The sequence below is a fragment of the Micromonospora sp. NPDC049175 genome (assembly GCF_043197345.1).
GTDB lineage: Bacteria > Actinomycetota > Actinomycetes > Mycobacteriales > Micromonosporaceae > Micromonospora.
The window spans coordinates 429,306-441,139 of the sequence record NZ_JBICSY010000003.1 but is presented as its reverse complement, the minus strand read 5'-3'; the positions used below and the strand labels follow the sequence as shown (position 1 = coordinate 441,139).

Here is an 11,834-nt window from a genome sequence, read left to right as displayed (position 1 = left end):
CGGGCGGGCGGGTCAGCCGGGCGGGCGGGTCAGCCGGGCGGGCGGGCGGCCAGCAGGGCGGGTCAGCGGCCTGGTGTGCTCGGGTCAGGGCTTGCGGGAGGACTGGAGGGTGGCGAAGGCGATCACGTTGTCGGCGTAGCCGGTGCGACCGCCGATGAACTGGCCGCCGCAGGTGATCAGTCGCAGCCCGGCGGGGCCGTCGTTACCGTAGATGCGTTCGGCGGGCAGCCGGTCCTTCGGGAAGTGCTCCACGGTGTCGACCTTGAAGGTCACCGTCGACCGGTCCGCGCGAGCCACCTCGATGAGGTCGCCCGGCTTGAGTTTGCCCAGTTCGTAGAAGACCGACGGGCCGCTCTTGGTGTCCACGTGCCCGACGATCACCGCCGGACCGGGCTCGCCGGGCGTGGGGCCGCGGTCGTACCAGCCGGTCTCGTTGTGCCGCTCCAGCGGCGGTACGGCGATCGAGCCGTCCCGCGCCTGCCCGACGGGTGCCACGGGCGCGGCCACCTTGATCGCCGGGACGGTGAGGCGTACCGGGCGACTGGCCGACAATCCGGCCGACTCGCTGCGTGCTGGCCGGTCACCACCGGCCGGGGCCAGGTCGAACGGGCCGACCGAGCGGCCCAGCCCCGCCCCGGTGGCGAAGACCCCCACCAGCACCAGCACCACGGCCAGCGGCACCGACCAGGGGCTGCGGCCGGGCGGACGACTGCGCCGCGGCGTCACGGCGGTCGCCGGGCGAGCAGCCACCGCCGGGCGACCCGAGGCCGGCGGGCGCTCCGAGGCCGGCGGGCGCTCCTCCGACCAGCCGTCGTCGGCCGGCAAGCTGTCGTCCTCGGGCCACCTGTCGTCCGCCGACAGGCTGTCGTCCTCGGGCGGGCGGCCATTTTCGGGCGGACGCCCCGCCCCGGGCGGACGACCACCAGCGGGCGGACGACCACCAGCGGGCGGCAGGAAACCGAAGGCGGCCGGCGGGCGGGAGCCGGCCGGCGGCGGCGTGGGACGGAAGATCTCCATGGCGGTCAGTGGAGTCCGATGCCACGGGCGGCGCGTGGCCGGCGTAGCGCCAGCACGGCGAGGATCAGGCCGGAGACCGTCAACGCCGCGCCAACGGGCAGCAGCAGTTTGCCGGTCACGCCACCGGCACCGCCACCGAAGCCGGTGGCCGGGCCGCGACTCGGATAGGTCGGGACCTTCTTCACCACCTGGAGCATGGTCGAGGCCGTCTCGCCGTTGCGGCATTCCAACTTGACCCGGTAGTTGCCGGGTCGGGTACGGTCCCGCACCATCGGCGCGGCGGTGAGCAGCCCGTGCTGCGGCTGCACGCCGACCGCGCCGAACGCGTCGGAGACCACCGTCGCGCCGATCGAGTTGTCCCCGCAGCTCGCCCGGATGCCGACCAGGTAGCCGGGCTGCACGGTGCTCGGGCTCACCTCGACGAAGATGTCCACCGGCGGGTCAGGTTGCGGCTGGCCGTTCGACGGTCCAGGCTGAGGCGCGGCAAACACCGGGACAGCGGCCACCGGCGCAGCAGCCACCGGCGCAGCAGCCACCGGGACAGCGGCAAACAACGGCGCAGCGGCCACCGGTGCAGCGGCCACCGGTGCAGCAGCCACCGGGACAGCGGCGAACAACGGCGCAGCAGCGAACACCGGCGCAGCGGCCACCGGGACAGCCGCGAAGACCGGCGTGGCGGTCAGCAGGGGGCCGGCGAGGACGGTCAGCACCGACAGGGTCACGCCGCCGCGGGTCACTGTCACGATGCCCCCTCTCGACGCCGCGCGGCCGGGTCGGGCAGCGGAGCACCCGACCTGCCGTACCAGTTGGATCCTCTCATTTCCGGTCCCACATCACATCCGATTCGCTGGCGGCGTCGCGTAGGCTCGGTTGGCTGTGACCGCCACCGAACATGACCCCGTCGTCCCGCCCGTGAGCCGGACGATCCGGACGTTCCATCCCCGCCGGGGCCGGATGAGCGACCGGCAGACAGATGCGCTGGGCCGGCTCTGGCCCGCGTACGGCCTGGATGTTCCGGACGGACCGGTCGTGCCCGCCGACCTGTTCGGTCGCCGGGCCCCGGTGGTGCTGGAGATCGGTTCGGGCATGGGCGACAGCACCGCCGCGATGGCTGCCGCCGACCCGGATCGAGATTATCTGGCGGTCGAGGTGCACACGCCGGGAATCGCCAACCTGCTCGACCTGGCCGACCGGCTCGGCCTGCACAACGTACGGGTGGCTCAGGGTGATGCGTTGTCCCTGGTCAGCGGCCTGCCCACGGATGTGTTGGACGCCGTACACGTCTTCTTTCCGGATCCGTGGCCGAAGGCCCGCCACCACAAGCGGCGGATCATCCAGCCGGCGCACGTGGCGTTGCTGCGGTCCCGGCTGCGGCCCGGTGGCACGCTGCACTGCGCCACCGACTGGGCCGAGTACGCGGAGGCGATGCGGGAGACCCTCGACGCGGACCCGGAGTTGGTGGACGCGTACGGCGGCTTCGCGCCGCGTCCGGCGCACCGGCCGGTGACGAAGTTCGAGCGGCGGGCGATCACGGCCGGCCGGCCGGTCGCCGACCTGCTCTACCGCCGACGGTGACCGGCGAGACGCCCGAACGGACCGGCGCGACGCCCGAGCGGACCGGCGCGACGCCCGAGCGGACCGGCGCGACGCCCGGACGCGGCGGCGCGACGCCTGAGCGCGGCGGGGCGCTCGGGACGCCCGGACGGGGGTCCGGTGGACGCCGGGTTGGCGGAGCGGGGCATGATCCAGGCACCATGGACGGGATATGACGCTCACCGCCGCGCTGCCGACAAGCGCCGACCCCGACACCCTCTTCGACGCGTTCGCCGGCTGGGCGAAGGAGCGCGGCCTCGACCTCTATCCCCACCAGGAGGAGGCGGTCATCGAGATCGTCTCCGGCGCCAACCTGATCATGAACACGCCCACCGGCTCGGGAAAGAGCCTGGTGGCGATCGCCGCGCACTTCGCGGCCCTCGCCGACAGCCGGACGACCTTCTACACCGCGCCGATCAAGGCGTTGGTGTCGGAGAAGTTCTTCGCCCTCTGCGAGGTCTTCGGCGCCGAGAACGTGGGCATGCTCACCGGTGACGCCAGCGTCAACGCCGATGCCCCGATCATCTGCTGCACGGCGGAGATCCTGGCCAACCTGGCGCTGCGCGAGGGCGCGAAGGCCGACGTCGGCCAGGTGATCATGGATGAGTTCCACTTCTACGCCGAGCCCGACCGGGGTTGGGCCTGGCAGGTGCCGATCATCGAGCTGCCGCAGGCCCAGTTCATCCTGATGTCCGCGACGCTCGGGGACACCACCCGGTTCGTCGACGACCTGACCCGGCGTACCGGGCGGCCGACCGCCGTCGTGCGCACGGCGGAGCGGCCGGTCCCGCTGATCTTCTCGTACGCCATGACGCCGCTGCACGAGACACTGGAAGAGCTGCTGGAGACCAAGCAGGCCCCGGTGTACGTCGTGCACTTCACCCAGGCCGCCGCGCTGGAACGCGCGCAGGCGCTGATGAGCGTCAACGTCTGTTCCCGGGCCGAGAAGGACATGATCGCCGAGGCCATCGGTGCCTTCCGGTTCACGTCCGGCTTCGGCAAGACGTTGTCCCGGTTGGTCCGGCACGGCATCGGCGTGCACCACGCCGGCATGCTGCCCAAGTACCGCCGCCTGGTGGAGACCCTCGCCCAGGCCGGCCTGCTCAAGGTCATCTGCGGCACCGACACCCTCGGCGTCGGCATCAACGTGCCGATCCGCACCGTGCTGTTCACCGGCCTGTCCAAGTACGACGGGGTCCGTACCCGGCTGCTCAAGAACCGGGAGTTCCACCAGATCGCCGGGCGGGCCGGTCGGGCCGGGTACGACACCATCGGCCGGGTCGTGGTGCAGGCCCCCGAGCACGTCATCGACAACGAGAAGGCCCTCGCGAAGGCCGGCGACGACCCGAAGAAGCGGCGCAAGGTGGTCCGCAAGAAGCCGCCGGAGGGCTCGATCGGTTGGGGCCAGCCGACCTTCGACCGGCTTGTCGACGCCGAGCCGGAGCCGCTGACCTCCAGCTTCCAGGTCAGTCACTCGATGCTGCTCAACGTCATCGGCCGGCCCGGGGACGCGTTCGGCGCGATGCGGCACCTGCTCACCGACAACCACGAGGAGCCCGCCGCCCAGCGCCGGCACATCCGCCGGGCGATCGCCATCTACCGGGCGTTGCGCGCCGGTGGGGTCGTGGAGGAGCTGCCCGAGCCGGACGAGACCGGCCGGCGGATCCGACTCACCGTCGACCTCCAGCTCGACTTCGCGCTCAACCAGCCGCTCTCCCCCCTCGCGCTGGCCACCATCGAGCTGCTCGACGCCGAGTCCCCGTCGTACGCGCTCGACGTGCTGAGCGTGATCGAGTCGATCCTCGACGACCCCCGGCAGATCCTGTCCGCGCAGCAGTTCAAGGCGCGCGGCGAGGCGGTCGCCGCGATGAAGGCCGAGGGCATCGAGTACGAGGCCCGCCTCGAACTGCTCGACGAGGTGACCCACCCGAAGCCCCTCGCCGAGCTGCTGGAGGCCGCGTACGAGATGTACCGGCAGGGCCACCCGTGGGTCGCCGACCACCAGCTCTCCCCCAAGGCCGTCGTCCGCGACATGTTCGAGCGGGCGATGACCTTCACCGAGTACGTGCAGTTCTACGGGCTGACCCGCTCGGAGGGCCTCGTCCTGCGTTACCTGGCCGACGCGTACAAGACGCTGCGCCAGACCGTGCCCGAGGACGCCAAGACCGAGGAGCTGATCGACCTCATCGAGTGGCTGGGCGAGCTGGTCCGCCAGGTCGACTCCAGCCTGATCGACGAGTGGGAGCGGCTGCGCAACCCGTCCGACGTGGCCGAGGTGGCCCAGGCGCACGCCGCGCTCACCGACCGGCCGCCCGCGGTGACCCGCAACGCGCGGGCGTTCCGGGTGCTGGTGCGCAACGCGCTGTTCCGCCGCGTGGAGCTGGCCGCGCTGCGCCGCTGGGACCTGCTCGCCGAGTTGGACGCCGGCGACGGCTGGGACTACGACGCGTGGGCCGACGCGCTGGCGCCGTACTTCGAGGAGTACGACTCGATCGGCGTCGGACCGGACGCCCGAGGCCCGGCACTGCTCATGATCGAGCAGGGCCGGGAGCGGTGGACCGTCCGGCAGAGCTTCGACGACCCCAACGGCGACCACGACTGGGGCATCAGCGCCGAGATCGACCTCGTGGCCTCCGACGAGGTCGGCGCCGCGGTCGTCCGGATCACGGACGTCGGCCAGCTCTAGCAGCCGTCTCGACAGGGGGTCGTCCGCACGCCGGGCGGCCCCCTTTGTCGCGTTTTCCGCACCCCCGTTTTCGCTGGGCGATGTCAGACCCGTCGATTAGAATGTATGTACTAATCGAGTTCCTGACCTGCAGGATTACGACTAGGGAGGACGCCCGTGACCGCTCCCGCCTCCACGCCCCTCACCCCGTACGCCACGCTGCTCGGCTTCACCCGCTACGTCGACCGCACCGGCCCCACCAAGGCGACCTTCGTGGGCGGGCTGCGCAAGCAGCGCGCCAGTCGGTCCGGCTTCAACCCGCACGGCCAGTTCGTCAAGGCGCTCAAGGCCGACATCGCCTTCCACACCGGCGGCACGCACCTGACCGGGGTGGTCGACGTGGTCAAGCCACGCTGGCGCCCGCTCTACCAGGCGCTCGTCCCCGGTGCCACGGCCTGGCTGCACTCCCTCGGCGAGCCCGCCGCCGTCGATCTCGCCCAGACCCGCGACGCCCTGGCCATGCTGGGCGACCTGCCCGTCAAGATCAACCCCCACTTCGGGGTACGCCACGCCGACGGTCGCGCCGAAGCGGTCCGCCTGCACTTCGACGAGACCCCACCGAGCGAGGAATCGGTGCTCGCCACCCTGCACCTGATGGCCCGACACATGGACGCGGTGCTCCCGCACGCCGAGCCGGTCCTGGTCGACGTCCGCCGTGGCCAGGCCCACCGCATGCCCAGCGACGCCAAGCCCGACCAGATCGAACGCTGGCTGTCCGGCGAAGCCGCCGCCTTCCGCGCGATCTGGTCCACCGCCGCCTAACCCCTCCCCTCCCCCCTCCACTCCACGCCCCCACCGCACCCGCAGCCCACACTCCCGACCCGCCCGCACCCACCCCACCCGCACCCACCCGCACCCGCACCCGCACCCGCACCCACCCCACCCACGCCCACGCCCACGCCCACGCCCACGCCCACGCCCACGCCCACCCCACCCGCGCCTCGCGCGGGCGGCCCAGCAAGATCGTGCTCGATCCAGGATGTAGTGGCATCCCTGCTCAGGGAGGCCACTACATCCGTGTTCGAGCGCGATCATGGGGATAACGATGTGCGCGGCAACCGACGCACGACCGATGGTTATCCACAGGGGCAGCGCAGCGCGCGGTTGATCGGTCAGCCTGGAGCGCATGCCGAAAGCTCCTCGACGCCCGCCGCAGTTGTGTGGTCGGGTCTTCCGCGGCTCGGTCGCCGTCTCACGCGGTCTGTTGAGCCGAAACGACCTCCGCAGTTCCGCGTGGCGGCCACTGTTCCGGGACATCTACGCCGATGCCGGGGTCCGGGTCACGCACGGAGTCAGGTGCGCCGCCGTCGGGCGTTGGCTGATCCCACCAGGAGCGGCCATCGCGGGCCGCTCCGCGGCAGCCCTGTACGGCTGCCCGGCACCGACGGCGAGCGAGCCAGTAGACGTGTTGGTCCCACGAACCGCCCGGACCGGGCCGAGCGCCGGTCTCCGGATCCACCACGGAGAGTTCGACCCCGGCGACGCGGTGGACAGGGCCGGGCTCAGGGTGACAAGTCCCGCGCGGACCTGCTGGGATCTCGCCCGGTGGCTCGACGTGGTCGAGGCGGTGGTCGTCCTCGACAGCATGCTGGCCAGGCGGCTCACCAACGTGCAAGCCCTCCGCGAGTACGCGCTGAACCGGGCCGGTCGACGCGGCTGGCGGTCCCTGCTGCGTGCGGTCGACCTGGCCGACGCCGGCGCGGAGTCACCCCAGGAGTCGCGCACCCGCGTGCGGCTGGTGCTCGCCGGCCTGCCCCGCCCTCACACGCAGTGGGTCGTGGCCGACCAGGGTCGGTTCGTCGCTCGGCTCGACCTGGCCTGGCCCGAGTTCAAGGTGGCGGTGGAATATGACGGGCTCTGGCACGACGATCCCGAGCAGTTCCAACGGGACCGCCGGCGGCTCAACCGACTGCTCGGCGACGGGTGGATCGTGCTGCACGTGACTGCCCGGCGCCTCCGCGACGACTTCGACGGGTTTCTCGCCGAGGTCAGGGCAGCCCTCCAAGCTCGCTCCCGCGCCACCCGGTCGTGATGATCGCGCTCGAACATGGATGTAGTGGCCTCCCTGAGCGGGGATGCCACTACATCCTGGATCGAGCGCGATCATCGCCCGGCACGGGCGTGCGGCGTGCGCCGCGTCGGCGTGCGGCGTGCGGCGTGCGGCGTGCGGCGTGCGGCGTGCGGCGTGCGGCGGGTTAGGCGGCGGGGAGGTACTTGGCGAGGTCGTCGAGGATCTTGTTGGCGGCGCCGACGCCGATGCCGGTCATCCAGACCTCGTCGGAGACGGAGTACGCCTTGCCGGCCTTGACCGCGCCCAGACCCTTCCAGAGCGTGCCGCCGGCCACCTTGGCCTGCTCGGCGGCGGCCTTGTCGCCGTACGCGGTCACGAAGATGACGTCACCGTCGACCTCGTTGACCCGCTCGGGGCTGACCAGGTCGAAGCGCTTGTCCTCCTTGTTGGCGAGCAGCTGCCGCTCGGGGCGCCCCAGTCCGGTGTCGCCGAGGACGATGCCGGAGAAGGAGTCGGGGCCGTACACCCGGATGTTGCCCGGGAGGAAGCGCACGATCGACACCTTGCGCGCGGCGGCGTCGCCGAGGGTCGCGCCGAACTCCTTGGCCCGCTTCTCGTACGCGCCGAGCAGGTCCTTGGCCTGCTGCTCGCGTCCGAGCGCCTTGCCGTCGAGGAGGAAGTTGTCCTTCCAGGTGATGCCCACCTTGTCGGTGAACACGGTCGGCGCGATGGCGGACAGTTCGTCGTAGAACTTCTCCTGGCGGAACTTGCTGCCGAGGATGAGGTCGGGCTTGAGTGCGTTGATCGCCTCCAGGTCGGGCTCGGCGAGCACCCCGACCGTCTTGATGGTGGCGAGTTTGTCCGCGCCGAAGTAGGTCGGCCAGCTCTTGGCCTCACCTGCGGTGGCCGCGCCGACGGGCGTGACGCCCAGCGAGAGCGCCGTGTCGATCTTGTCGGTGTCGAGCACGACGACGCGCTTGGGGTCCGCCGGGACCTTTGTGGTGCCCATGGCGTGGGTGATCTCCCGGGTCTCCCCGGTGGTGGAGCCGGCGACCGGGTCGCTCTCACCACAGGCGGTGAGACCGACGCCGAGGGCGACGGCCACGGTGAGAGCGGCGACGAGACGACGCATCAGAGTCCTTTCGAGGGGTACGAGCCGACGAGCGGGGTGGCCGCGTCGCCGGTGGTGGCGGGTCAGGCGTCCGGTACCGACGCTTTCGACGAATCGGGGTAGTCCGCGTCGACGGGCGTGGTGCGCGGCACGGCACGGAACGGCTGACGCGGTCCGGCGACCGGGCCGCGAGACGTCCCCGCCGCGGCGGGCGCGTCGGTGGACGACCGGATCGGGGAGTTGCCCCCGGTATGGGCGGGCACCACGAGCGGCGCGCCGGTCACCGGACAGGGCACGACCACGCAGGCCAGCCCGAAGACGTCGCGGACCAGGTCGGCGGTGAGGATCTCCCGGGGCGGTCCGGCGGCGACCACTGCGCCGTCGCGCATCGCGACCAGGTGGTCGGCGTACCGGGCGGCCTGGTTCAAATCGTGCAGCACGGCGACCACTGTGCGACCCCGCTCGACGCGCAGCCGGTGCAGGAGGTCCAGCACCTCCACCTGGTGGGCCAGGTCGAGGAAGGTGGTCGGCTCGTCCAACAGCAGGGCGTCGGTGTCCTGGGCGAGCGTCATGGCGATCCACACCCGCTGCCGCTGACCGCCGGAGAGGCTGTCCACCGGCCGGTCCGCCAGGTCGGTCACGTCGGCCAGGGCCATCGCCTCGTCCACCGCCGCGCCGTCCTCCGACGACCACTGCCGCCACCAGCGCTGGTAGGGCTGCCGGCCGCGGCCGACCAGGTCCGCCACGGTGACGCCCTCGGGCACCAGCGGGCTCTGCGGCAGGACGCCGAGCCGGCGGGCGACCTCCCGGGTGGGCAGGTCGCGGATCGCGGTGCCGTCCAGCAGCACCGTGCCCCGGCGCGGGTTGAGCAGCCGGGCCATCGTGCGCAGCAGGGTGGACTTGCCGCACGCGTTCGGCCCGACGATCACGGTGAACGCGTCGGTGGGCAGGTCCAGGTCGAGGCCGTCGAGCACGGTCCGCTCGTCGTAGCCGGCGACCAGGTCGCGGGTGGAGAGCATCACACGACTCCTTGGGGGCGTCACGACGACCGCCGCCGTCCGCGCAGCAGCAGGAAGATGAGGTACGGGCCACCGATCGCCGCGGTCAGCACCCCGGCGGGCAGTTGCGTGGGCGCGAACAGCCGCCGACCGGCCAGGTCCGCCAGCACCAGCAGCAGCGCGCCCAGCAGCGCCGCGCAGACGAGCGGTGGCCGTTCGGCGCGTACCAGCCGCCGGGCCACCTGGGGGGCGACAAGCGCGACGAAGTCGACGGCGCCGACCTGGGCGGTGACCATCGCCGCGACGACCACGCCGGTGCCGGCCAGGCCGATCCGGCGCGCCACCGGGCGCAACCCGACGCCCCGGGCGGTGTCGTCGTCCAGGGCGGTGCTGTTCAGCGCCCAACCGGCCCAGGCCAGCACCGGCAGCAGCACCAGCAGGGTGCCCGCGATCCAGGCGGCCTCGGTCCAGCCCTTGCCGGCGAGGGTGCCGATCAGCCAGATCTGCGCGCGCAGCCCGTCGATCGGGTCGGCGGTGAGCATGACCACCTCGGTCAGGGCCCGGAAGGCGAACGCCACCGCCACGCCGGCGAGGACGAACCGCTGCGCGGCCAGCCCGTGCCGGGCGCCCAGGGCGAACAGCAGCACCGCCGCGAGCAGCCCGCCCACGAGCGCGGTGGGTGCCACGAGCACGGCGGCCATTCCGCTGGTCAGGGCAACCGTGGCGGCCAGGCCGGCGCCCTGGGTGATGCCGATGACGTCCGGGCTGGCGAGCGGGTTGCGGGCCACGCTCTGGATCAGGGTGCCGGCCACGCCGAAGGCCGCGCCGGCGACCGCCGCCAGCACGACCCGCGGCAGCCGAAGATCAAAGACAACGAGGTCGTACGGGGTGCCCGCGCCGGAGAGCGCGCGCAGCACGTCGGCCGGGGCGACGTACGGGGTGCCCAGCGAGAGGCTGAGCACGACGGCCAGCAGGAGCAGCACGGTCAGCACGGCGGCCACCAGCACCGCGCGGCGGCGGACCAGCAGGCTGACCGGGCCGATCCGCAGCAGCGACCGTCCGGGCAGCGAGGCGTGGCCGGCGCCAGACGAGGCGGCAGCCACCGAGGCCGGCAGGCCGGCCGAGCCGGTCGAGCCAGCCGAGCCGGTCGAGCCAGCCGAGCCGGTCGAGCCAGCCGAGCCGGTCGAGCCAGCCGAGCCGGTCGAGCCAGCCGAGCCGGCGGGACCAGCCGAGCCGGCGGGACCAGCCGGGTCGGAGGGACCAGCCGGGTCGGAGGGACCGGCCGGGTCGGAGGGACGGTGTGCGGTGGTCACGCGGTCACCACCCGGGCGCGGCGGACCAGGACCGCCAGCAGCGGCGCTCCGATCAGCGCGGTGACGATTCCGGCGGGTATCTCGCCGGGTGGGGCGACGAGCCGGCCGACGACGTCGGCGCCGAGCAGCAGCGCCGGGCCGAGCAGGGCGGAGACGGCGAGGGTCCAGCGGTGGTCCGCGCCGACCAGGGCACGGGCCAGGTGCGGCACGGCCAGCCCGACGAAGGCGACAGGTCCGGCCGCGGCCACCGCGGCGCCGGTCAGCAGCACCGCGGCGAGCCCACCGCCGAGTCGGACCAGGCCGATGCGGTGGCCGAGGCCGCGGGCCACGTCGTCGCCGAGGGCCAACGCGTCCAGGCCTCGGGCCACCAGGGCGGCCAGCAGCAGACCGGCGAGGACGAAGGGCAGCACCTGCGCGGTGACCGACAGGTCGCGGCCGGCGAGCCCGCCGACGACCCAGAACCGGTACTCCTCGAAGGTGCGGGCGTCGATGCTGAGCAGCGCGTACACCCCGGAGGCCAGGCTGGCGTCGAGCGCCGCGCCGACAAGCGCGAGGGTGACCGGGCTGGCGCCCTCGCGGGCCCGGGTGGCGATGGCGAAGACCAGCAGCCCGGCGATCAGCGCTCCGGCGATGCCGAACCAGACGTACCCGGCGAGCGTGCCGACGCCGAAGACGGAGATGGCGAGCACCACGCCGAACGACGCGCCCGCGCTGATGCCGAGGATGCGCGGCTCGGCGAGGGGGTTGCGGGTGAGCGCCTGGAACAGCACACCGGCCACGGCGAGCGCGAGACCGACGGCGAGGCCGAGCGCGGTACGGGGCATACGCAGCTCGCGAACGATGGTGCTGGCGTCGCCGCCGTCCGGTGCGACGAGGGCATGCCAGACCTGGTCGACGTCGAGGTGTCGGCTGCCGAGCGCGAGGCTGGCCAGCACGGCGAGCAGCAACACCAGGGCGGCCCCGACGGTGACGGCCAGCCGGCGGCGGGTGCGGGACCGGCCGCGGACCTGGGTCGGCCGGCTGGCGAGCGCGGTCACGAATCTCCCTGCACGATCGGGCTTAGGTT

10 protein-coding genes are annotated in these 11,834 nt (G+C 73.0%); 4 read left to right on the top strand and 6 right to left on the bottom strand.

Annotation, left to right across the window (positions count from 1 at the left end):
* Positions 1 to 84: 84 nt before the first annotated feature.
* Both ACGFH8_RS15815 and ACGFH8_RS15810 read right to left on the bottom strand, forming a co-directional pair.
* Positions 85 to 726 (bottom strand): class F sortase, encoded by a 642-nt coding sequence (locus ACGFH8_RS15815; protein WP_393367964.1) that lies wholly within the window; start codon positions 724 to 726, stop codon positions 85 to 87.
* 296 nt (positions 727 to 1,022) lie between these two features.
* Entirely contained in the window at positions 1,023 to 1,763 is a 741-nt protein-coding gene (locus ACGFH8_RS15810) for a hypothetical protein (protein ID WP_393367962.1), read from the bottom strand.
* A gap of 208 nt (positions 1,764 to 1,971) precedes the next feature.
* Between ACGFH8_RS15810 and trmB the strand changes: the two genes are divergently transcribed.
* The 4 genes from trmB (at position 1,972) to ACGFH8_RS15790 (ending at position 7,367) form a co-directional block, all read left to right on the top strand.
* Positions 1,972 to 2,592 (top strand): tRNA (guanosine(46)-N7)-methyltransferase TrmB, encoded by a 621-nt coding sequence (gene trmB, locus ACGFH8_RS15805; RefSeq protein ID WP_393367961.1) that lies wholly within the window; start codon positions 1,972 to 1,974, stop codon positions 2,590 to 2,592.
* A gap of 190 nt (positions 2,593 to 2,782) precedes the next feature.
* Positions 2,783 to 5,296, top strand: coding sequence for a DEAD/DEAH box helicase (locus ACGFH8_RS15800; RefSeq protein WP_393367538.1), 2,514 nt, complete (start codon positions 2,783 to 2,785; stop codon positions 5,294 to 5,296).
* 156 nt (positions 5,297 to 5,452) lie between these two features.
* Positions 5,453 to 6,097, top strand: coding sequence for a hypothetical protein (locus tag ACGFH8_RS15795; protein WP_393367536.1), 645 nt, complete (start codon positions 5,453 to 5,455; stop codon positions 6,095 to 6,097).
* Positions 6,098 to 6,461: 364 nt separating this feature from the next.
* Positions 6,462 to 7,367 (top strand): endonuclease domain-containing protein, encoded by a 906-nt coding sequence (locus ACGFH8_RS15790; protein ID WP_393367535.1) that lies wholly within the window; start codon positions 6,462 to 6,464, stop codon positions 7,365 to 7,367.
* Positions 7,368 to 7,530: 163 nt separating this feature from the next.
* On the opposite strand, the gene ACGFH8_RS15785 is transcribed toward ACGFH8_RS15790, so the two are convergent.
* The 4 genes from ACGFH8_RS15785 to ACGFH8_RS15770 all read right to left on the bottom strand — a co-directional run bounded on the left by ACGFH8_RS15785 (position 7,531) and on the right by ACGFH8_RS15770 (position 11,805).
* Positions 7,531 to 8,478, bottom strand: a complete 948-nt coding sequence (locus tag ACGFH8_RS15785; RefSeq protein ID WP_393367533.1) for an ABC transporter substrate-binding protein — start codon at positions 8,476 to 8,478, stop codon at positions 7,531 to 7,533.
* 62 nt (positions 8,479 to 8,540) lie between these two features.
* Positions 8,541 to 9,476, bottom strand: a complete 936-nt coding sequence (locus ACGFH8_RS15780) for an ABC transporter ATP-binding protein (protein WP_393367531.1) — start codon at positions 9,474 to 9,476, stop codon at positions 8,541 to 8,543.
* A gap of 20 nt (positions 9,477 to 9,496) precedes the next feature.
* Positions 9,497 to 10,768, bottom strand: coding sequence for an iron chelate uptake ABC transporter family permease subunit (locus tag ACGFH8_RS15775; RefSeq protein ID WP_393367529.1), 1,272 nt, complete (start codon positions 10,766 to 10,768; stop codon positions 9,497 to 9,499).
* A complete protein-coding gene (locus ACGFH8_RS15770) occupies positions 10,765 to 11,805 on the bottom strand; it encodes a FecCD family ABC transporter permease (RefSeq protein WP_393367528.1) in 1,041 nt (346 codons plus the stop codon). Before ACGFH8_RS15770 ends, ACGFH8_RS15775 begins: the two co-directional genes overlap by 4 nt.
* Positions 11,806 to 11,834 lie beyond the last annotated feature (29 nt).

Bases quoted from the DNA above. Each gene is read 5' to 3' on its own strand.
- trmB (WP_393367961.1), top strand. From the start codon at position 1,972: ATGAGCGACCGGCAGACAGATGCGCTGGGCCGGCTCTGGCCCGCGTAC.
- ACGFH8_RS15800 (WP_393367538.1), top strand. From the start codon at position 2,783: ATGACGCTCACCGCCGCGCTGCCGACAAGCGCCGACCCCGACACCCTC.
- ACGFH8_RS15790 (WP_393367535.1), top strand. From the start codon at position 6,462: ATGCCGAAAGCTCCTCGACGCCCGCCGCAGTTGTGTGGTCGGGTCTTC.
- ACGFH8_RS15785 (WP_393367533.1), bottom strand. From the start codon at position 8,478: ATGCGTCGTCTCGTCGCCGCTCTCACCGTGGCCGTCGCCCTCGGCGTC.
- ACGFH8_RS15780 (WP_393367531.1), bottom strand. From the start codon at position 9,476: ATGCTCTCCACCCGCGACCTGGTCGCCGGCTACGACGAGCGGACCGTG.